General features: G+C 62.3%; 18 protein-coding genes. 12 read left to right on the forward strand and 6 right to left on the reverse strand.

Going from position 1 to position 22,019, the window contains the following annotated elements; all coding sequences use genetic code 11:
• The 8 genes from BLR71_RS15945 to BLR71_RS15980 all read left to right on the forward strand — a co-directional run bounded on the left by BLR71_RS15945 (position 1) and on the right by BLR71_RS15980 (position 7,160).
• Entirely contained in the window at positions 1-753 is a 753-nt protein-coding gene (locus tag BLR71_RS15945) for an ABC transporter permease (RefSeq protein WP_092528592.1), read from the forward strand.
• Complete coding sequence (locus BLR71_RS15950) at positions 741-2,183, forward strand: aldehyde dehydrogenase family protein (RefSeq protein ID WP_092528594.1); 1,443 nt, start codon at positions 741-743, stop codon at positions 2,181-2,183. Before BLR71_RS15945 ends, BLR71_RS15950 begins: the two co-directional genes overlap by 13 nt.
• A gap of 205 nt (positions 2,184-2,388) precedes the next feature.
• Positions 2,389-2,985 carry a glutathione S-transferase family protein gene (locus BLR71_RS15955; protein ID WP_092528596.1) on the forward strand — a complete coding sequence of 199 codons (597 nt, stop codon included), beginning with the start codon at positions 2,389-2,391 and terminating at the stop codon, positions 2,983-2,985.
• Positions 2,986-3,107: 122 nt separating this feature from the next.
• Entirely contained in the window at positions 3,108-3,887 is a 780-nt protein-coding gene (locus BLR71_RS15960; protein ID WP_245696553.1) for an SDR family oxidoreductase, read from the forward strand.
• 219 nt (positions 3,888-4,106) lie between these two features.
• The gene (locus BLR71_RS15965) at positions 4,107-4,586 is read left to right on the forward strand and encodes a hypothetical protein (protein WP_092528599.1); all 480 of its coding nucleotides are present in this window, start codon (positions 4,107-4,109) and stop codon (positions 4,584-4,586) included.
• Between the two features lie 750 nt (positions 4,587-5,336).
• On the forward strand, positions 5,337-6,212 hold the full coding sequence (locus tag BLR71_RS15970) for a DMT family transporter (RefSeq protein ID WP_092528601.1): 876 nt from the start codon (positions 5,337-5,339) through the stop codon (positions 6,210-6,212).
• A gap of 186 nt (positions 6,213-6,398) precedes the next feature.
• Positions 6,399-6,725 carry a type II toxin-antitoxin system RelE/ParE family toxin gene (locus tag BLR71_RS15975; protein WP_092528603.1) on the forward strand — a complete coding sequence of 109 codons (327 nt, stop codon included), beginning with the start codon at positions 6,399-6,401 and terminating at the stop codon, positions 6,723-6,725.
• A gap of 132 nt (positions 6,726-6,857) precedes the next feature.
• Entirely contained in the window at positions 6,858-7,160 is a 303-nt protein-coding gene (locus BLR71_RS15980) for a helix-turn-helix domain-containing protein (RefSeq protein ID WP_092528605.1), read from the forward strand.
• A gap of 423 nt (positions 7,161-7,583) precedes the next feature.
• Here the strand turns inward: BLR71_RS15980 and BLR71_RS15985 are convergent, their stop codons facing one another.
• A complete protein-coding gene (locus BLR71_RS15985) occupies positions 7,584-8,576 on the reverse strand; it encodes a GlxA family transcriptional regulator (protein ID WP_092528607.1) in 993 nt (330 codons plus the stop codon).
• Between the two features lie 294 nt (positions 8,577-8,870).
• On the opposite strand from BLR71_RS15985, the gene BLR71_RS15990 reads away from it, so the two are divergent.
• From BLR71_RS15990 to iadA, 3 genes are read left to right on the forward strand one after another with little or no spacing between them, the layout of a single operon-like run.
• Positions 8,871-9,719 carry a cyanophycinase gene (locus BLR71_RS15990; protein ID WP_092528609.1) on the forward strand — a complete coding sequence of 283 codons (849 nt, stop codon included), beginning with the start codon at positions 8,871-8,873 and terminating at the stop codon, positions 9,717-9,719.
• Positions 9,716-12,376 carry a cyanophycin synthetase gene (gene cphA / locus BLR71_RS15995; RefSeq protein ID WP_092528611.1) on the forward strand — a complete coding sequence of 887 codons (2,661 nt, stop codon included), beginning with the start codon at positions 9,716-9,718 and terminating at the stop codon, positions 12,374-12,376. Before BLR71_RS15990 ends, cphA begins: the two co-directional genes overlap by 4 nt.
• Entirely contained in the window at positions 12,370-13,560 is a 1,191-nt protein-coding gene (iadA, locus tag BLR71_RS16000; RefSeq protein WP_092528613.1) for a beta-aspartyl-peptidase, read from the forward strand. The genes cphA and iadA overlap by 7 nt, the downstream gene beginning before the upstream one ends.
• A gap of 12 nt (positions 13,561-13,572) precedes the next feature.
• Here the strand turns inward: iadA and BLR71_RS16005 are convergent, their stop codons facing one another.
• The 4 genes from BLR71_RS16005 to BLR71_RS16020 all read right to left on the reverse strand — a co-directional run bounded on the left by BLR71_RS16005 (position 13,573) and on the right by BLR71_RS16020 (position 18,888).
• Complete coding sequence (locus BLR71_RS16005) at positions 13,573-14,334, reverse strand: sulfite exporter TauE/SafE family protein (RefSeq protein WP_092528615.1); 762 nt, start codon at positions 14,332-14,334, stop codon at positions 13,573-13,575.
• 211 nt (positions 14,335-14,545) lie between these two features.
• Entirely contained in the window at positions 14,546-16,495 is a 1,950-nt protein-coding gene (locus tag BLR71_RS16010; protein ID WP_092528617.1) for a tripartite tricarboxylate transporter permease, read from the reverse strand.
• A gap of 75 nt (positions 16,496-16,570) precedes the next feature.
• Positions 16,571-17,689 (reverse strand): Bug family tripartite tricarboxylate transporter substrate binding protein, encoded by a 1,119-nt coding sequence (locus tag BLR71_RS16015; protein WP_092528619.1) that lies wholly within the window; start codon positions 17,687-17,689, stop codon positions 16,571-16,573.
• Positions 17,690-17,754: 65 nt separating this feature from the next.
• Entirely contained in the window at positions 17,755-18,888 is a 1,134-nt protein-coding gene (locus BLR71_RS16020) for a 4-oxalomesaconate tautomerase (protein WP_217629351.1), read from the reverse strand.
• Positions 18,889-19,032: 144 nt separating this feature from the next.
• On the opposite strand from BLR71_RS16020, the gene BLR71_RS16025 reads away from it, so the two are divergent.
• Entirely contained in the window at positions 19,033-19,941 is a 909-nt protein-coding gene (locus BLR71_RS16025; protein WP_092528623.1) for a LysR family transcriptional regulator, read from the forward strand.
• A gap of 126 nt (positions 19,942-20,067) precedes the next feature.
• Here BLR71_RS16025 and BLR71_RS16030 read toward each other — a convergent pair whose 3' ends face one another.
• The gene (locus BLR71_RS16030) at positions 20,068-21,651 is read right to left on the reverse strand and encodes a BCCT family transporter (protein WP_092528625.1); all 1,584 of its coding nucleotides are present in this window, start codon (positions 21,649-21,651) and stop codon (positions 20,068-20,070) included.
• Positions 21,652-22,019: the final 368 nt, after the last annotated feature.

Consider the following 22,019-nt stretch of genomic DNA (forward strand, 5'->3'; position numbering starts at 1 on the left):
ATGGACTTTTCCTGGCTCGCCGATCCCTTCTATCAGGAGTATCTGCTCGAAGGCTTCGTCAATACCCTGTGGCTGGTCGCCGTCTCGGCAGTAGGCGGCCTGATTCTGGCCGTGGCCGTCGCCATGGCACGCCTCAAGGGGCCTCGTCCGCTGGCTTGGTTCGTCCATGGTTTTACGACCGTGATGCGCGGCACGCCCCTGCTGGTTCAGCTGTTCTTCTTCTACTACGGCGTCGGCCGCCTGCTCGAAGGCATCCCTGGGATTCAAGACAGCCTCATCTGGCCGATCCTGCGCGATCCCTTCTTCTACGGCGCCCTGACCTTCATATTGAGCGTTGGCGCCTACTCCGGCGAAGTGCTGCGCGGCGCCCTGCTAAGCGTGCCGCCCGGCGAGCGCGAGGCCGGCCGAGCCTTCGGCATGTCGCCCTTCCAGGTCTTCATTCGGCTGTGGCTGCCCCGCGCCGTTCAGCTGTGCCTGCCGACGCTCACAGGCGAGATGATCCTGCTGCTCAAGTCCGTGCCGCTGGTCTCGACCATTGCGCTGATGGACCTGCTGCAGGCCGCCAACATCATTCGCGATGAAACCTTCCTGGTCTACGAACCGCTGATGCTGATCGCCGGTATCTATCTGGCGATGACGATGGTGCTGACCCTGGTACTGCGCCAGGTAGAGCGCCACTTCCCCGGCATGCAGCCGACGCGCCACCGCTGGCTGCCCCTTCGCGGCAAGGAGCGCATCCCATGCAAGAGCTGATGCACCATTTCATCGACAACCGTTGGGTCGCGAGCCGCGGGGATCGCCGCCTGGCGGTCACCGACCCTTACCGGGAAACCGTTATTGCTAAGGTCACGCAAGGCTCGGCGCAGGACGTGGACATGGCGGTAAGCGCCGCCCGTCACGCCCTGCCCGAGTGGCGAGCGATGGGCGGCAAGGCGCGCGGCGACTACCTCGACGCCCTGGCCGACGCGCTCGAGGCGCGTCGCGATGAGCTCGAGACAGTCTCGAGCCGCAACAACGGCAAGCCCCGCGCCGAGGCCGCGCAGGACCTCAGCGATGCGATCGCCTGCTATCGCTACTACGCCGACGAGGCCCGCCGCCTGGAAGCCCGCCAGGGCGAGGCGGTAGATACCGGCGAGCCGGGGCTAGTCTCCCGCCGCTATCAGGACCCGGCCGGCGTGGCCGGGCTGATCACGCCCTGGAACTTTCCGCTGGTCAGCAGCGCCTGGAAGCTGGCGCCGGCGCTGGCCGCCGGCTGCACGGTGGTCTTCAAACCCTCTGAAGTCACACCGCTGCCGGAACAGGCATTGGCAGAAATTGCTCTGGCGATTGGCCTGCCGCCTGGAGTCTTCAACCTGGTGCACGGCGATGGCAGCAACGTAGGCGCCCCGCTCACCGGGCACCCTGGCGTCGACAAGCTGTCCTTCACCGGTAGCAATGCCGTCGGCGAAGCGGTGATGGCCGCCGCCGCCAAGGGCACCCGCAACGTCTCGCTGGAGCTTGGCGGCAAGTCGCCGATTCTGGTCACCGAAGATGCCGACCTCGACCTGGCCTGTGAGCTAGTGTTGGCCGGCTTCTGCTACAACGCCGGCCAGATGTGTTCGGCCACCTCGCGACTGCTGGTGCACCACTCCATCGCCGAGGCGCTGTACTCGCGCTTGAACACTGCCATCGCCGAGCTAAGCGCCGGCAACCCCCAGCTTGAGACCTCCACGCTTGGCCCACTGGTCAACGCCGCCCAACGTGACCGGGTGAATGCCTACCTGGCGATTGCCGAAGAAGAAGGGCTGGTTGCCACCGCAGCGGACACGCTAGCCCTGCCCATCCAAGGCTACTTCGTTGCCCCCCGCGTGTTCCGTGATGTGCCGTTAACAAGCCGGCTGTGGCGTGAGGAGATCTTCGGCCCGGTGCTGTGCGCGCGAGCCGTAAAGGACGATGACGAAGCGGTGGCGCTGGCCAACGACAGCGACTTCGGCCTCGTCGCCACCGTGGTCGCAGGCGACGCCGCGCGAGCCGAAGCCCTGGCCAGCCGCCTCACCGCCGGCAATGTCTGGTGCAACAGCTACCAGGTGGCGCCACCTGGGCTCGGCTGGGGCGGCATGAAGCGCAGCGGCATCGGCCGCGAGCTTGGCCGTGCAGGGCTAGCGGCCTATCTCGAGACCCGCTACGTTACCCGCCCCGCCTGAGCTGAACCGCTCTCCGATACCGGCCCGGGCTTCAATGTCCGGGCCACCTTTCTGATCCTGTAGCTCATTCAGCACACACCCCGTCCTCACCCGCCAGCAATCCACGTGGTTGTGCAGTCTGGGGGAATTCGCCACTATCTTTCCTTGGTGGCTCAGGCATAGGCCGATAGCGGGTCTAATGCCTGTTACAGGCCGAGGAGAGTGAATGAAAATTTATGGCGATAGACAATCAGGCAACTGCTACAAAGTTCAGTTAGCTTGTGATTTTCTGAACATTGACCACGAATGGATCGATGTCGATATCCTGGCTAACGAGACCAAGAATGATGATTTCTTGGCAAGAAACCCTAATGGCAAAATCCCTTTGCTTGAGTTGGAACAGGGAAAAACGCTTGCTGAGTCAAACGCCATCATCAACTACTTGGCCAGTGGGTCGCCCCTCTACCCGAGTGAACGTTGGGCGCAAGCTCAGGTGCTGCAATGGCAGTTCTTCGAGCAATACAGCCATGAGCCATTTATCGCCGTCGCACGTTTTATCAATAAATATCTCGGCCTGCCTGACGACAAGGTAGAGGAGTATGAATCCAAGCAAACTGGCGGGCACAAGGCGCTAAAAGTGATGGAGCAGCAGCTTGGTAAAACGCCATTTCTAGCGGGAGATAACGTCACCACCGCAGACATTTCGCTATATGCCTACACGCATGTGGCTCACGAGGGCGGCTTCGATCTGGAAGCCTATCCTGCTGTAAAAGCATGGCTTTCCAGAGTAGCTGCATTGCCGAATTTCAAAGCCATGGCATGATGGTCAGGCAACCATCACGGGGAAAAACGATGGCAACTGGCGGGCGACTTCGTCTCCATTCCGCAACCCATGGTGCTGTCAGCGCGTTCCATCGGCATTAGCCCCGAAGCGTCAGGTATCACATGGAAAAGATGTCGATCATGGAGGAAGGTTCATTGAAAAAGGTGCTGATCATTACCGGCGGTAGTCGTGGAATTGGCGCCGCTACGGCGCGCCTGGCGGCGCAATCGGGCTATGCGGTTTGCATCAGCTATCTGCGTAACAAGGCCGCCGCTTCCGCCGTTGTCGATGAGATTCTTAAAGCAGGTGGAGAAGCGATTGCACTTGCAGCCGACGTGAGTGTTGAAGCCGAGGTGGTGCGCCTGTTCGAACAGGTCGATGAAGCCTTGGGGGCGGTCACAGCATTGGTCAACAATGCTGGCGTCTTGGAGGAGCACATGCGCGTAGAGCAAATGGATGCCGGTCGCCTCAGCCGTGTTTTATCCACCAACGTCATCGGCAGCTTTCTCTGTGCACGAGAAGCGGTCCGCCGCATGTCTAGCGCGAATGGTGGTGCGGGCGGTGCGATCGTCAATGTCTCCTCCGCTGCCGCCCGGCTTGGCTCTCCCAACGAGTATGTGGACTATGCCGCCTCAAAAGGGGCCATCGACACCTTTACTCTTGGACTGGCACAGGAGGTCGCCGCCGAAGGAATCAGAGTCAACGCCGTGCGCCCAGGCGTTATCTATACCGATATTCATGCCAGCGGCGGTGAGCCGGACCGGGTAGATCGAGTGAAAGGGGCCGTGCCCATGCAGCGTGGCGGCACCGCTGAAGAAGTCGCCAACGCCATCCTATGGTTGCTTTCGGATGAGGCTTCCTACTCGACTGGCGCCCTGCTCGATGTGGCGGGTGGAAGATAGAAACGCCCTCAACCCTCGCGCATCTGCCGCGGGGTCTTGGCGAAGTGTTGGCGAAAGGCCCAAAAATAAAGCTTGAGGCGCTAGTAACGCTGCAGGCCAGTTTCAGATCTTAGTGAGCTGCCACCAAGTACATATTCGAGCCTGAGCAAGCACATCCCTTCCTAGCACAGGAGTATAACCGACAGCCTAAAGAAGTATAAAACCGCCATAGGAAACATAATGACCGAAACCACAGATTTCTTTGACCTCAAATCTCCACGAGCACTTTTCCTCCTTTTGAAGCAGGTTGAGAAACGCTTCGGAGAGAAGAAGAACAAGCGCGTAGAAGATCTTCTCCTTTTAGTGTTTGGCTTCACACACCTCAGGGAGTGGATTGCACCAGGGTACTCCCCCAAAAAAAAGCCGCACACGCCGGAGGAGCAGTTCTATTGTGAAATCTTCGAATTCCCAGAATTCAAAATTTTGCAACAACTGTGCAATCAATCCAAGCATATGGCGACCAGTAGTTCGGTACGCGGGGCAATCCATGGGTCAACGCTTGATGAATGGGAGGATCTCGACTCGGTACAGAGCATGGATTGTGGCCCCGTACTTGCCTACTTCATCGATGGGAAAAATATAGAAGATGTAATCTCTGCTGTTCGGCATTTTTACGAACGGAATTGGTTCGAGCTAGTAAAAGGGGATTCTTCCTCCTAAGACGTTAGGCCACCCAGTATAGTCAGAAGGGAGCGCCGATCCTTTCTCGGCTCATCTTTCAACGTCAACTGAAGCTAAGCGCAGCCCCCCTGAGAGGTCGCCTAACCCACACCGACTGTCATTACGCAGACCTATAAAGCCCCCTCATCCCTCGCACATCTGCTGCGGGGCTTGGCGAAGTGCCTGCCGGAGGCAAACCGCCCTCGCGCCTCTACACGGCTTCAATGCCCGAGCAACCTTATCTGCTCCTTTAGCTTACCCAACAGCAGTGGACACCCCGTTAAGACAGTGCACTGAGACGATGCAGCAGGCGCCGGAAGCCGTCGATCAGCGGCGAGACTCGCAGGCCGTGCTCGAAAGCCAGGCGCTGTATCAGTGCACGCACGGGCCATGGCGGTTGTCGCGGGCGGCACGGATCAGCCGGTGCACCTCGTCACTGGTCAGGTGCTGGCAACCGTGCGCCGCGTCGTTGGCGGCGCGGCCCGAGACTGTCCGGGTTTCAATGACTGGCGAGGGTGTCGGGTCGGGGCCTGTCGGGCACGGGCCCGGGCGCTCCTGGTCGCGGTGGCTGTCCGGGGTTTAGTTGAAAGCCAGACAGTACACTATCACGTCGGCGAAGCGACGCCCGAAAGCGGCGGTCGCCTAACCCAACAGGCCCTTCCATCGACGAAGATAGCGGGGTCGGTTAGGGTAGCTCCTTCTTTTTCGGATCCGTTGCGGATGCGAAAAAACGGGATCAAGGAGGAGCATATGCCGCCGTCATTGAAAGGCATTCTGTGGATGTGTGCCGGAGTGTTTTGCTTTTCGGCGGGTGATGCACTTTCCAAGTGGCTGGGCGAGGTGCATTCGCCAGTCCAGATTATCTTCTTCCGTACCCTGGTTTCTCTTCCATTGATCGCCCTGATCGCCCACTTCAGCGGCGGCCTTCGCAAGCTGTCCACCCAGCGTCCGGGCTTGCACCTAGTACGTGGCTTATTGGCTACTGCGGCGATGCTGTGCTTCGTGTATAGCTTAACGCTGCTACCGCTGGCAGAGACCACTGCGATCGCCTTCGCCGCACCACTCTTCGTGACGCTGCTCTCGGTGCCACTGCTCGGCGAGCGAGTTGAACGTTTGCCCCTGACAGCCGCCATTGTCGGATTCCTCGGGGTACTGGTGGTAGTGCGTCCTGGCGGGGAGAGCTTTCAACCGGGGGCGCTGGTGGTAGTAGCTACCGCGCTCTTTTACGCATTGGTGATGATCACCACCCGACGCTATGGGGTCCGAGAATATCTGTGGGCGATGGTCTTCTATGTGACCCTTGTGCCACTGCTGGTTACCGGCGCTCTATTGCCCTGGGTTTGGCAAACGCCCTTGCCCTGGCACTGGTTGGGGTTTCTGGCCGCCGGTGTCTTCGGCATCGGCGCCATGGCCAGCATCACCTTGGCCTTTCGCCATGCTCCAGCGGCGCTTGCTGCACCCTTTGATTACACCGCCATGGTCTGGGCGGTGCTGCTGGGCTGGTGGTTCTGGGATGAGCAGCCGGATCTGTGGGTCTATATCGGCACCCTGATCATCATCGCCAGTGGCCTGGCGATCGCTTATCACGAGAAGCGCACCAGCCTGAAGCGTAGGCCGGTGTCGTGAAAATGCCGTTTGGCCTTAGGTAACCGTCGCATGCCATCCGTCATCGCTCGTAGGTTGAGCACTATCTGGGTTCTAGTCAGAAGCCAGACAGTAGCATGTCAGCCTGCTCTCTCCTGTTAGGCTCTCAGTTGCCTTTATATCGACTCGGATATAAGCTACAGGTGACCTAGGTAAAGGGAAGGGTCCATGTCAGAAGTAGACAAGCCCATCGAGTTTCGCGGCGACTCGTTGGATCAGCTACGAAGCTTCCCAGATGATGCCAAGCAAACGGCGGGCTATGAGCTTAGCCGGGTGCAGCAAGGCAAGATGCCTGTTCACTACCGACCGATGCCGGATGTGGGACGCGGAGTGATCGAGATCAAGGTCAGAGAGACATCTGGCGCTTATCGGGTCTTCTACGTAGCAAGCCAAGGAGATGCAGTCTATGTCCTTCATTGCTTCCAGAAGAAGTCGCAACAGACCGATAAGCGTGACATTGAGCTAGGCAAGCAACGTTATCGCGAGCTTTTCTAGTGGCGTAAACCCGGACAACCGGGGTGTTGAGTAGAACAGGGACCTGCCCAGCAAAGCGGGCCCCCACTAAAAAGAGGAGCCTTATAGGGGCTCCCACGCATCCCGCACATCATGTGCGATAGGAGAGATAACATGGCGAATGAGCGTTTTAGCAGTGTGTGGGATGCCATCGAGGATACCCCCGAACAGGCAGAAAACATGCGGCTTCGCGCCGAGCTTATGGGGAAGATTGCCGATCGCGTGGCCGAGTGGGGAGAAACCCAGAAAGTAGCAGCCGAGCGCCTGGGGATTACTCAGCCTCGCTTGAATGATCTGGTGAATGGCCGTATTAACCGCTTCAGCCTGGATGCCTTGGTTAACCTTTCCCGTCCGGCGCTGGGTGGCCACCTGCACTTCGCATTTGAGGACGATACAAAAGAGAAAGCTATGGCTTAATATAGCTCTTTTCCTTCTACCTTTAAGCCTCCACATTTAAAGAGGCTTTTTAATGTTGCGCCAGGCATGGCGCGCAGCGCCTTGACTGGCGCTATTCCTGAGGGTAGTGCCTCAGGATGACTTGGGCGTGAAAGCCCCCTGCACACCTAGCAAGGGGAAGTGCTAGCCGACGGCAAGAGGGCTCCAGCGAGGGGAGTCTGAAGGAAGCTTGAGGCAAAACGCTTGCCTGACGAACAGGTGTTAACGTCAGCGAAGGTTGTACGCTACCCATCTTTCACCGCCGCCTTGACGCACCTTCTCGCGGCGCTTGCGCACATTCGCGGCAAGTCGACCCCAGTCTTCGGGCTGAATCCAACATGAAGCAACGCTAAATACTGACGCTGACTTACAAAGATGGGCGTTACGCGGACCTATAAAGCCCACTCATCCCTCGCGCATCTGCCGCGGGGTCTTGGCGAAGTGATGGCGAAAGGCTCGCGAGAAGCTCGAAGCGCTAGTGAAGCCGCAGGCCAGCCCCACGGAAAGAATATCCAGATCGGTCTCGGCCAGCAGCTGGCGGGCGCGTTCGAGGCGTAGTCTCAAGTACCAGTGGCGGGGTGTGGCGCCCAGCTCCTGCTCGAAGAGGCGCTGTAGCTGCCGCGCGGACACACCGCTGCGCTCGGCCACCGTCGCAAGCGTCAGTGGGGTTTCCAGGTGGCGCTCCATCAGCGCCACGGCATCGACCAGATGCCTCCGGTGGGTGCCCAGCCGCCGCGCCAGGGTCATGCGCTGCTGGTCGCGGCGGGTGCGCATGCGCTCATGGATTAGCTGCTCAGAGACGTCGATGGCCAACGCCTGGCCGTGGCGGCGGGCAATCACTTCCAGCGCCATGTCCATGGCCGCGGCACCGCCGGCACAGGAAAAGCGCCGTGGGCCAAGCTCGAACAGCTCATCGCTGGTGGCAATCGACGGAAAGCGCTCACGAAACGCCGGCAGACTTTCCCAGTGCAGGGTCACTCGCTCGCCTTTCAGCAAGCCTGCTGCGGCCAGCACGAAACAGCCGGTATCCAGCCCACCGAGTACACACCCGGCCTGAGCCAGACGATTCAGCCAGCGGGTGATGGCGCGGCTCTGATGCGCCTCGGGATCGAAGCCACTGCACACCGCCAGCGCCGGCAAATGATGGACGGCCTCAATCGCCTTGTCGGCGAGCAGCGTCATGCCGTTGGAGGCCGTCACCGGGCCGCCGTCCTCGCTGATCAGCGTCCAGTCGTAGAGCGACCGGCCGCTGATGCGGTTGGCGATGCGCAGCGGCTCGACGGCCGCGAAGAAGGCCATCATCGAGAAGCGCGGCAGCAGCAGGAAGCCGAGGCGCTCGGGCCCGGAGCTTGGAGGAGAGCTGCCTGCAGCAGCAGAGCGTGAGGAATCAGGAGGCATGGCAATCAAGGGCTAGCCAGAAGAAAAGGCAGATGAATAGACGGGCCGACGCATTAGCCGATCATGGTGGCGAGCGCTATCACGGGTGGCAAGTCATCGAAAGGCGCCCATCACCGAGCGTCGAAGGACATCATAAAGGTGTGTGACGCCTCACGGCGACTATGCTGAGAGAACATAGCCGGCCCCAGTGATGGCGCCGCTGGGTTTGACCACGGCCACTCCTTGAGCACCTTCTGCTTCAGGGCCGTCTACCTCAGTATTTTCTCAAATGCGTCGCTAGGCGGCGAAGGGACCATGACGGATTGTCTCGGCTCGGTATCCGGCCACTTGGTGGCCATCGGGGGGGCCGAGGATAGAACCTCGGATCTTGAAATACTGACACGGGTATTTGCCCTGGCGCCGGTGGATAACCCTGAGGTTGCGGTCATCGCTACGGCGAGCGGCATCCCCGACCAGGTGCTGCCCGACTACGAGGCGGCTTTCACCCGTCTGGGGGCGAGCCGCATTCATTCGCTGGACATAAAGGACCGCCAGCAGGCGGCAGACCCGGAGACGGTACGGCTGATCGAGCAGAGCGGCGTCATCTTCTTCACCGGCGGCGACCAGCTGCGCCTGACCCATGTGATGGGCGGTTCGGCCACGCTGCAGGCCATCCGCGAACGCCTGGCGGCCGGTGCGGTGGTGGCGGGCACCAGTGCCGGCGCCGCGGCGATGCCGGGCACCATGATCTACAACGGTGCCGCCGCGGATGCGCTTCGCAAAGGCGCCGTCAACATGACCTTCGGCCTCGGGCTCGTCGAGGGGCTGATCATCGACAGCCATTTCCTCGAGCGCGGGCGTTTCACGCGCCTGATGGAGGTCGCGGCTAGCAACCCCGAACACCTGGGCGTGGGCATCGGCGAGGATGCCGGCGTGATCATCCACCCTCACGGCATCCTCGAGGCGATCGGCTCGGGGCACGTCATCCTCATCGACAGCCGTGATCTCGCGAGTTCCAACATCGCCGAGCTGTCGATGGGAGAGCCGGTAGCCATCGAGCACATGATTCTGCATGCCCTGGTCAGCGGCCACGGTTTCGATCTCGGTGCGCGTCGCTACCTGATTCCCGAGGCGCTCGCCGCCGTGCTGGCAAACGCGATATGAAGATTCTCGAGCACCGGGCCCTGCGGGGCCCCAACTACTACAGCCGCTACCTGACCATCTTCATGCGCCTGGACATCGGCGAGCTCGAGCAGCGCCCCAGCGATACCGTGCCCGGTATCGTCGAGCGACTCAGCGAGCTACTGCCGACTCTGCAGGAGCATCGTTGCTCGCTCGGCCGCCCCGGCGGCTTCCTGGAGCGCTTGGCCCGGGGCACATGGGCCGGTCATGTGGTCGAGCATGTGGCGATCGAGCTGCAAAACCTGATCGGTTTCTCGGTGGGCTACGGCAAGACCATCGACAGTTATGAGGCCGGGATCTACAACGTCGTCTACCGCTACCGCGACGAGGCCAGTGGCCTAGCGGCCGGCGTGGAGGCCGTCGAGCTGGTCCGGCGCCTCTTTCATGGCCAGGAGATCGACCTGCCGGCGATTATCGACCGTCTCAAGGCGGTGCGCGATGCGCATATGCTGGGCCCTTCTACGGCCTCAATCATCGAGGCCGCCGAGCGTCGTGGCATTCCTTATATGCGCCTCACCGACGACAGTAGCTACATACAGCTGGGCCATGGCTATCGCCAGCAGCGCATCCAAGCGACGGTGACCTGCCAGACGGACCTGATCGGCTACAGCATCGCCGACGACAAGCAATGGACCAAGCAGCTGCTCGGCGATGCCGGTATCCCGGTACCCAGAGGCGAGGTGTGCTCCACCATCGATGAGGCGCTGGAGGTGTCACGGCGCATCGGTTATCCCCTGGCGGTGAAGCCGCTGGTCGGCAACCATGGTCGCGGCGTGAGCACCAGCGTCGAGGACGACCAAGCGCTGTGCGACGCCTTCGACATCGCCGCTCGCCGCCATTCTTCGGTGATCGTCGAGCAATGCATCAGCGGCGAGGATCACCGCCTGCTGGTCATCAACGGCCAGCTGGTGGCCGCCGCCCGGCGCCGCCCGGCCCATGTGATCGGCGATGGCAGGGCCACGCTCAAGGAGTTGATCGACCGGGAGAACGCCGACCCGCGACGCGGCGTCGGCCACGAGAACCTGCTGACCCAGATCGAGCTCGACGAGCAGTCACAGCGGATGATCGGTCAGCAGCACCTGACCCTTGAGAGCGTGATTGCCGCAGACGACATCGTCTTCCTCAAGCCTACCGCCAACCTGAGCACCGGCGGCACCGCCACCGACGTGACCGACGACGTGCACCCGGAGGTGCGCTATGCGGCGGAGCGCATCGCGCGACTGGTCGGGCTCGACATCATCGGTATCGACCTGCTCGCCGAGACCCTGACCCGCCCGCTGGATGAGCAGTCTGCCGCCGTGGTTGAGGTCAACGCCGGGCCCGGCTTTCGCATGCACCTGTCGCCCACCCACGGCCAGGGCCGGGATGTCGGCCAGCCGGTCATCGACATGCTGTTCCCGGATAGCGGCAGCGATGCGCGCATTCCTATCGTCGCGGTCACCGGCACCAACGGCAAGACGACCACGGTGCGCCTGCTCTCGCATCTACTACGCCAGGTGGGCCGCAAGGTGGGCATGGCCTGCACCGGCGCCATCGAGATCGACAGCCACGTCATCATGCGCGGCGACTACAGCGGCCCCCTGGCCGCCGCGACCGTGCTGCGCGAGCCTACGGTGGAGTGTGCGGTACTCGAAGTGGCACGAGGCGGCATCATGCGCCGCGGGCTCGGTTTCGATGCCTGCGACGTGGGCGTGCTGCTCAACATCGCAAGCGATCATCTCGGCGAGCATGACCTTCATACCCTCGACGAACTGGCACGCTGCAAGTCGGTGGTGATCGATGCCATACGCCCGGAGGGCACCGCCGTGATCAATGCCGATGATCCAAGGGTGCTGGCCGCGCAGGAATGGGCCCGGGGCGACAGCATTCTCTTTACCCTGAGCCCGGATTCCCAGGCCATTCGCCAGCATGTTCACAACCAGGGAGTGGCCTTCACCGTTCACCAAGGCAACCTGGTCATGCGTCAGGGCCGAGTCGAAGTCGAGATCATCTCCGTCGCCGATGTGCCGATCACCTTCGCGGGCCACGCCCGCTTCAACGTCGCCAACGCCCTGGCCGCCAGCGCCGCCGCCTTCGCCCTGGGGCTGTCGCTTGCCGATATCCGCCAGGGCTTGGCCACTTTCCACCCCACGCCCGGCCAGAACCCTGGGCGTACCAACCTGATCGAGGCCGCCGGCCTCAAGGTGCTGATCGACTACGGCCACAACGTGCCGGCTCTCGATGCCCTGGCCGAGCTGGTCAGCGCACTACCTGCCAAGCGACGCATCGGCGTGGCCAGCGCCCCGGGCAATCGCCGCGATGAGGATCTCTTCGAGCTGGGCGCACGGCTGTCCGCCATGCTCGATGTCGTCATCCTCTGCGAGACCGATGCCCGCGGCCGTCCTCAGGGTGAGGTCGGCGCACTGTTGCGCGACGGCGCTGCTTCAGTGCCGAGGGCATGTCATACCGAACTCCTCATGGACGAAGAACAGGCCATCGGCCGAGCCTTCGACGAGGCCAGCGAAGGCGACCTGCTGGTGCTGCTGATCGATGATGTCGACGGGACACTCGAGCGCCTCAAGGCGCGCCGAACATCATCCGCCACGATGGCGGCCGAGCCTTCCGATATCGCTGCCCTGCGAGGCAATCGCCCATGCTGAACGACCCTTCCCCGGAAGCGGGGCTGTTGACCCTGTTGCGCGTGGGCAGCATCCAGGCGCCTGAGTGGCTCGATGCCAATGAGATCCTGATCGCCGGCGGCCGCATCGCCGCGCTGGGGCGTGACCTGGACGTGCCGGCGGGCTGGCCGGTGCAGGTCGTGGAGGCGCCGGGACTGATCGCCGTACCCGCCTTCATCGATCAGCATGTGCACGTGACCGGCGGGGGCGGCGAAGGCGGCTGCGGGTCGCGCTGCCCGGAAATCACCGCTCACGCGATCGCCGCTAGGGGCATCGGCACCGTGGTGGGGGTGCTCGGCACCGACGGCATCAGCCGTTCGCCGGCGGACCTGCTGGCCAAGGTGCGTGGGCTGCGCGCCGAGGGCATCGCCGCCTACATGTACACCGGCTCCTATCGCGTGCCGCCGCCGACCCTCACCGGCGACCTGCAGCGCGACCTGGCCTGGATACCCGAGATCATCGGTCTGGGTGAGATCGCGATCTCGGATCACCGCTCGAGTCAGCCCCGGCAGGACGAGATCGAACGGCTGGTCAGCGAGGTAAGGGTTGGTGCCATGCTGGCCGGCAAGCGCGGCATCTGCCACTTCCATGTCGGCGACGGCGCGCGCGGGCTCGAGCCACTGCGCCGGCTGCTCAGCGAGACCGAAATTCCCGCCGAGCAGGTAATTCCCACCCACGTAAACCGCCATCGCAACCTGCTGGAGGAGGCCGCCGACTATGCGCTGACCTTCAAGGCCTGCGTTGATGTCACCGCCTTCGACGATGCCGACGATGACGATCTGAGCGGCTTCGGCGCGGTGACGCGACTGCTGCAGCGTGGCGTGCCGGTCGAGCACATCACCATGAGCTCCGACTGCAACGGTAGCCTGCCCGAGTTCGACGCCCAGGGCGGGTATATTGGCATGCGAGTGGCGGGCAACGCCACCCTGATCGCCGACTGGCAGCGCCTGGTACAGGAGCAAGTGCTGCCAATCGATCAGGCGCTGGGGCTGATCTCGGGCAACGTGGCCAGGGTGCTGGGGCTCGACGGACACAAGGGCCGCCTGGCCGTGGGTTTCGATGCCGATATGACCCTGCTTGATCCCACCCTCACCCCACAGCGGACCTATGTAGCGGGGCGGTGTGTTTATTCCTGCGACCTCGATGCCAAGGGCGCACCAACATAGGCCGTGCCTGAGTTAGCCCAACAGCCGCTCGGCACCGAGCCAAGCCAGGCGCAGCGCCAGCAGGGTCAGCACCCACTTGAAGAGCCCATCGAAGCGCGCATCGCTGAGCCGCTTGAGCAGACGCAGGCCAAGCCAGGTGCCAACGAGCCCCGCCACGATCATGGCCACCATCAGCCCCAGCCAGTCGTGGAAAACGAAGCCTGCCACCCCGAACACGAACGCCTTGGTGAGATGCTGAAGGCTCATGCAGGCGGAAAAAGTCGCCACTCGTGCCATTCGCTCGGACTGGGAATGCTTGATGAAGGAGCCGACCAGTGGGCCACTGGCGCCCACCAGGCTCGACAGCAGGGTCGTCAGGGCGCCAGCCAGCATGGTGCCAACGCGCCCCAGCGCCCGGGCCGATGGCGCCGGCCCCCAGCAAGAGAACAGCACGAAGCCAGCAATAGTGAGCTCCAGCACACCCGAGGGCAGACGCACCAGCAGCCAGGCGGCCAGCAAGGCGCCAAGCACCACCCCAGGCAGGAAGGCGGCGATCACCCGGCGGTCGATATGCCGCCACGTCATGCTGGCGCGGCCGGCATTGGAGCCCAGTTGCACCATACCGTGAACCGGAATCAGTGCCGCTGCCGGCATCACCTGCGCCATGGCGCTAATCAGCAGGGTGCCACCGCCGATGCCAGCGCTCGCCGAGATCATCGATGTCAGAACAGACAGTGCCACCAGGCTCAGGTTGAGCCCGCCAGGCAAAGGAGAGAGCAGGTCTAGCAAGGACATGGGCGCCATCCATTGGCCAAGAAAAATGGCCACTATACCAAGACCCGCCAGACCGACTCACGGTATGCCCCCGAGCCTTGGCTTGTCGCAAGGCGTTCTGCCACAAAAGAAAGCCCCGCCGGCTGAGAAGCGGCGGGGCTGATATCGGCTCTCGAGACGCGGGCCGGCAAATGGTCGCCGGCCCGCGGTGAGCCTGCGTGACGGGACTGGTTCAGCCGAACAGCAAGGGATCCAGCAGCCCGCTCGGATAGGTCAGGGTCAAGAACTCGGCCATGCCCACCAGGAAGGCCGTGACGCCAAGCGCCATGACGGCCGCCACCCAGGTCTTGAGACGCGCGATGGTCAGCAGGAACACGAAGCAGAACAGCGTCGCAGCGGTGATGAAGCCGAGAAGCAGCATGGCACCGACCAGGGCAAAGAAGCCAAACAGCCACAGGCCCTGCAGCCCGAAGGCTTGAGGCTGCCACTGAGGCCTGAGTATCAGGCACCGGGCGATCTCCAGCAGGCAGGAAACGGCGAGAATCGCGATGGCCAGCTTGGGCATGATGCCACCGATCAAGGTCAGATCGGCCACATTGAGCCAGGCGACGACCGCCGTACCCAGCAGGGCGACGAAGAGCACGATGTCGATGTAGCCAAGCGTAGGCGGTTCTACTTTGGCGCTGGCTTCGGCACCGCCTGAAGCGGCTTGGCGACGCTTGAGCCAGAGCGACCACAGCATGGGAATGAACAGGGCCGCCAGGATCATGGCGCCGATGATCAAGACGCCAGGACGCATGAAGGCGCTCGCGCCCTGGAACTGCACCGCCTGGTAGAAATACCCCTCAGCCCCCGGCGCCAGCACGAAACCGATCAGGAAGGCGGGGCGTGACCAGTTGGCCTGCTTGAACAGGACCCCCAGGACGCCGACCGCTCCCAGGGCGAGCAGATCCCCGGTAGAGCGGGTGGCCTGAAAGGCGGCGAACATGATCAACACGGTGATCAAGGGTGCCAGGGTGGCGAAGGGCACCTGGGTCAGGCGCGACACCGGGCGAGCCAGTATCAGACACAGCGCGGCCCCCAGAATATTGGCCAGCGCCAGCGACCAGATGATGGTGTAGGTCAGGTCGAGGTGCGTCTCGATCATGCCGACACCGGGCTGAAGCCCGAGCAGCAGCAGTCCACCCAGGAATACCGCGGCCGTGCCCGAGCCGGGCACGCCGAACAGCAGGGTCGGCACCATGGCGCCGCAGGCGCAGGCATTGTTGGCAGACTCGGGGGCGATCACGCCGCGGATATCCCCCTTGCCGAATTGAGACTTGTCTTTGGCGCTTTGCACGGCATGGCCATAGGTCAGCCAGTCGACCACCGAGCCGGCCAGGCCGGGAATGGTGCCGATCAGGCTGCCGATAGCGGCACAGCGCGCGACGAGACCCCGCTGTTCACGGACATCGCGGATGCCCTGCCGCCAGCCTTCGCCAAGATTGCAGGGCTCTTCGGCGATGGAGCCTCGCTTGACCAGCAGGTCCACGATCTCCGGGAGGGCGAAGACCCCAAGACCCACGACGACCAGCGGCAGGCCGTCGTAGAGATAGTCGAGCCCGAAATTCATGCGAAATTCACCGGTGGCCGGTGCCATACCGATGGCGCCCACCAGCAGGCCCAGGCCGCAGGCGGCGAGCCCCTTGAAGAGGTCGCGTCCAGAGAGCACGGCAACCATCGACAGGCCCAGCAGGGTGAGCATGAACAGTTCAGAAGACGAGAAGGACAGCACCAGCGGACGCGCGATCAAGATAAAGCCCGTCAAGACGACGGCACCGATCAGGCCCCCGATCATCGAAGACAGAAAGGCGCTGGAAAGCGCCCTGGCCGCCTGGCCGCGCTTAGCCAGCGAGAAGCCGTCGATGACGGTCGCCTGAGAGGCGCTGGAGCCGGGGATGCCTAACAGCACCGAGGCAAAGGTATCGCCCGTGGGAATCACCGCGACCAAACCCATTAGCATGCCAAGGGCCACGGTCTGGTCCATCCCATAGAGGAAGGGCAGCAGCAGCGACATGCCGGCGATGCCCCCAAGACCGGGAATGATGCCGACGACGAGGCCGACCAGCACACCCAGCACCATAAAGAGCAGATGGGGCAAGGTGAACAGATGCCCCAGGCTGGAGAGAAATATATCGAGCATGGCGTATGGCTCTTATATGTTTGATCGGGAGGAGCCGGAGGTACCGGCCCTAGCGGGCCGGCACATTCCGCGGCGTCAGATCTTGGCGCCGTGCTCTTTCTGCAGCCAGTCGGCCAGCCAGTCGCGGGTGGCATCATCAATCGACATGGCATCATCGAGATGGCGCTGGACGGTATCGCCGATCACCGGCGTATAGGGCCCCAGTTGAGCGTCGGCGGCCTTCTTGAAGGCATCGGTATGCACAAAGTCGCGCGCCGCCTGACGGTAAGTGTCGACCAGGCCTTGCGGCGTATCCTTGGGCACCATGATCAACTTCTGCAGGGCATAGCCGGAGGCAAAGAACTTGCGGAACGCCTCGTAGGCGTTGCCCGACGGCGCTTCACCATGACGAGCTTGATAAACCTCATTGAAGGTAGGCAGGTCAGGGAAGGCCGGGTCACGGACGATCTTGCCTTCATCGTTCAATACCCCGAGCGAGAACAGCGGCACCGCCTTGCCGGCCTCGACCAAGGGCTCGACGTTGCTCAGGTAAGCGGACGTGGTCTGGAAGTCGATATCGGCCTCGCCGCGTTCGAAGGCCAGGCGGCCCTCGCCGCGGCTACGCATGCCGAATACGGCCTGTACGTCGGCTCCCAGCATGTCCAGGGCGATCAACACCGGCAGCTCAACACCGGTGGGGTTCTGCGCCGCCAGCTTGACCGGCTGTGCCAGCAGAGCATCCATCGCGCTATCGGCCGTTTCGCCAAGACTGGGTTGGGCATAGACCACCCCACCCGTCGGAGTGGCCAGGATGGGCGTCCAATCGCTGTAGTCGTAGCGAACGCGCGGATCGTCGAGCATGGCCGGATACTGAGTCGAAGCGGAGGTGCCCAACCAGTCGCTGCCATCCGACTTGGCGCGTACGGAGAACAGATTGGCGCCATTGATGGAGCCGCCACCGGGCACGTTATCGATCATGATGGTCGGCTCGCCCGGCAGGGATTCGCTGAGCCAGGGAGAGAAGAAGCGTGCCCAGACATCCGTGCCGCCGCCGACGCCAAAGGGAATGGTCCATTTGATGTTACCGGGCACCTCGACATCTTGCGCCTGTGAAGCGCTGGCCAGCCCCAGGCCGGCGATCGCCACCCCGAGCAGAGCGGCTTTCTTGAGTCGCCCGAGCGAGAGGCGTGACGTTGCAGTCTTGTTGATTTTCATGGCGTTACTCCTAGCGTGTTGTAGTTATCGTGGTTGATGAATGGCATCCCAGCGGACATATGGGGTTAACCCGCTTTTGATATGTTCATATCCGTACTGGGGACAGAGGGAAGCGAGTAGAAAATGTCTCCACTCATGATCTTCCTGGCGGTGCGAATGAGGGAAACGCGTGCGATATCGGCAGGGTTCCCTTGGCGGTGCTCCACATCCAGGTCGATGAACCCGGAAGGGTGCTCCAGCCTGACTTGCGCCAGCCGGCCTATGGCCGACACTTTTCCCGCTTCAATCGCAATTTGATTGGCTACGGTACCTGGAACACTGATGGCCGAAGCCACTGCAATGGCCCCCGTGACGGCAATGGCCTTGTGGCAGCGGTGGGGCACGAAGTAGCGGGTGCATAGCGTATCGCTGTCGCTTGACGGTGCCGACAGCAACACGGGCTTGGGCAAGACACTCTGGCTGACATCCCCCAGCCCCATTCGCTGCCCTGCCTCGCGACGAATGAGCTCCAGCCGCTTCAGCATTTCGTGATTTTCGTCCAGCTCCTCAGGGGATTCGCGGCCGCTGAGGCCCAGGTCGGCTGCCTTGATCATCATGATGGGGGTGGCTGCATCCAGGCAGGTCACCTCGATGCCATCGATGGTGTCGGTGGCCTGCCCGGTCGGCAACAGCGCACCGGTCTTGGTCCCGACGATATCGAGGAAACTTAGCTGAATGCCGGCAGCGCCACCCGGGACCCCGCTGATATGCGTATCGCCCTCGTAGGCGACCTGACGGCCTGGCGTCGGCACGTGACACTCGATCAGCCGCTGGGTATTGAGGTTGCGAACGCGAACGACGGTGGTGCCCTCCTGAGGCTCTACCAGCCCCGTCTCCAGCGCATAAGGCCCCACGGCAGAGAGCATGTTGCCGCAGTTTGGGTTGAAGTCGACGCGCCGGTTGAGCACATCGACCTGCGCGAACAGGTAGTCGACATCCGCGCCTGGGTGGGAGGAACGCTCGACGATAGCGACCTTGCTAGTTAGCGGGTCCCCTCCGCCAATGCCATCTATCTGGAGAGCGTGGCCGGATCCCATGAGATTAAGCAGGATTTCGGCTTGTGCTTCCTGGCTGTCGGGAAGGTCCTTCATCCGCAGGAAAGGGCCACGGGAAGTGCCACCACGCATGATCATGCAGGGAATGCTGTTCATCGTCGTCATGCCATATCGCGTTTAGAAGTTGTGATATGAGCATGTCAGCGCCCCTTTAATGCTTCAAATGCAAAGAAATACGCATACTGATATTAATAACACATTAATGTGCTATGGTTATTAGTCGCTACCACTCCATGCAAGAGTCCGGTTATGCAACATCGGCTAGAGTTTCTTGATCTACAAGCCTTTATTCAGGTCGCAGAGTTAGGTTCCTTCCACGAGGCCGCGCAGCGCCTGCACCTTTCTCAGCCGGCGCTTTCTCGACGCATTCAGAAGCTCGAGGAGCTGCTGGAGGTCGAATTGCTGGAACGCACCACCCGGCGAACGCGGCTTACCCCCATCGGCACGGACTTTCTCCCTCGCGCGAGGCGGATGATCGAGGAGTACGAATCCTCGATTCTGGGGATCCGTGAATTGGCCACGCACCAGAAAGGCACGGTCACCATTGCCTGTATTCCCACCGCGGCCTTCTATTTCCTACCGAGCGTGATCCGCGGGTTCAGCGAGGCATGGCCAGGCATCCGCATCAGGATCCTCGATGTGAGTGCCAAGGAAGGCCTGGAAAGGGTGATCAGCGGCGAGGCGGACTTCGGCATCAACATGTTCAGTGCCCAGAGTCCGGAAGTCTCCTTCACACCACTACTGCGGGACCCCTTTGTCCTGGCGCTGCGTTCCGATCACCCCCTCGCGGATAAAGACGGCATCGAGTGGACAGACCTGGAGCAGGTCAGGCTGATTACCGTGAGCCGGGACAGTGGCAACCGGATGCTGTTGGACAACACCCTCTCTGCAGAGGGCATCCGGTTGAACAGCTTCTACGAGGTCCAGCACTTGTCGACCTCGCTCGGCCTGGTCGAATCGGGTCTTGGCGTGGCCATTCTGCCCAAGATGACCATGCCTGGACCTGGCCATGACACCCTCTGCTCACGTGAGCTGCCCGAGCCCAGCATTCAGCGCACCATCGGCCTAGTGAGGAGTAATACCCACAGTATTTCCAGCACCGCACAGCTCTTTATCGATATGCTGCTCGAATTTTGGGGAAGCGCCAGAAGCTCGTGAAAGATCGGTGGTGTAGCCGCCATGAAAAAGCCGGCCCCTCGTCGGGGCCGGCTTTCTATTGGGCTGTGCTGACAGACGCCGTGGCAACCAGCGGTGCCTAAGCAGCGACGCGACCGCCTATGTCGATCAAGCCTCGCGCTTGCTGGGCTGGTCGATCAGCCCCTGTTCGCGGGCCATGGCGTAGGCGGCCTTGGGGCCGGTCCACAGCGAGGGCAGCAGCACCAGCGATACCGGGATGGCGGTAATCACGATGAACTGCTGCAGCGCGCTGATCTGACCGGCGCCCATGTACAGAAGGATCGCCGCCATGATCGCCATGGCAATGCCCCAGAAGGCACGGATCAGCGGGTTCGGCGCGTCGTGGCCGGCGCCCACCACGGAGATCGCGTAGCTCATCGAGTCACCGGTGGTGGCGACGAAGATGGTGGTCAGCAGCAAGATCGCCAGCGCCATCAGCGTGCCACCCGGCAGCGCCTGGGCCACGGTCAGGGTCGCCACATCGAACTGGAAGTTGTTCAGCGCTTCGGTCAGGTCGATCACGCCGTTGAGCTGGTAGAAGATGCCCGAGCCACCCAGTAGGGTGAACCACAGGGTCGTGGCCACCGGGGCCATCACCGCCACGGCGAGAATCATCTGGCGAATGGTGCGGCCGCGCGAAATGCGGGCGACGAAGATCGCCATCAGCGGGCCATAGCCGATGAACCAAGCGAAGAAGAACACCGTCCACCACTTCATCCACCAGTCCGGCGCCGTTTCGGCGGTCATGGTGGCCATCGTGAAGAAGGAGCTCAGGTAGGTACCAAAGCCCTGGGTGAAGGCATCGGTCAGGAACAGGGTCGGGCCAAAGACGAAGATCACCGCGGCAATCACCAGCGCCAGGAAGACGTTGAAACGGCTGAGCAGCTGGATGCCGCGATGGATGCCGGTCATCGCCGAGGTGACGTAAATCGCCCCCAGCGCAGCCAATACGGCCAGTTGAGTGCCATAGCCTTGCGGCAAGCCGAACAGCTCATGCAGGCCAAAACTGACCTGAGTGGCCAGGAAGCCAATCGGGCCCACGGTACCGGCGACCACGGCGATCACGCACAGGGCGTCGACCACGCCGCCCAGCGGGCCGCTCATCAGACGCTCGCCGAGCACCGGGGTCAGCAGGGTACGCGGCTGCATCGGCTGGCCTTTCACGTAGTGGGCATGCGCCATCACCACGGCGGTTAGCGTGCCGAGCACCGCCCAGGCCAGAAAGCCCCAGTGCATGAAGGACTGGGCCAGGGCACCGGCGACGGCGTCCACGGTACCCGCCTCGGTGTCGAAGGCCGGCGGCGTGACCACGAAGTGATAGACCGGCTCACCGGCGGCGAAGAACACGCCACCGCCCGCGAGCAGGGTGCACATGATCATCGACAACCACTTGAAGGTGCTGATCTCCGGGGTCTGAAGATTGCCCACCTTGGCGGCGCCAGCCGGCGACATGGCAACGCCCATGCCAATGAAGAAGGTCAGCAGCAGCAGCAGTTGGAAGTAGGAGCCCAGGGTACGAGCGGTCCAGGCGAAACCGGCGCTGATGCCGTTGGCGACCATGTCGATGTCATACAGCGACAGGGCAACGAAGGCGACGATGAAGCCGATGCTCAAGATCAGCACCACCGGATCGCCCAGGCGCGAACCGGTGGTGCTGGTCTCTGATGGAGAAGAATGGTCGGGTTGGGTCATGGGTAGCCTTTAATTGGGATGTCATCACGTCAACCGGCGAGCAAAAGCGCCAGCTTGAGAGTCGGGATGAGCGAGCATTTCAACGCCATTGGCGTCAGAAGGGCGATCACTGATGGACGATCGGGGATGACGATGTCGGCATCAATGCTGAGCGTTCGCGAGCGAGAGGGGGCTTGCGTTCACGGAGCCTCCTGGCGTGGCGAGAGGGCGGATGGAGTGGCCTGTAAGGCCAGCGAGAATCGGGCAGCCGATTGGAAAACCGCGCAGTATAACGGCGCGCCCGCCGGGCTTCAAATATCATTGAACGCCCGCTCAATACCGAATCGCTAGCGGATCGGCTAGACTGCGCGGCCTTGCGCGGCGTTCCA

Origin of the sequence: Onishia taeanensis (assembly GCF_900100755.1) — a bacterium.
Taxonomy (GTDB): domain Bacteria; phylum Pseudomonadota; class Gammaproteobacteria; order Pseudomonadales; family Halomonadaceae; genus Onishia; species Onishia taeanensis.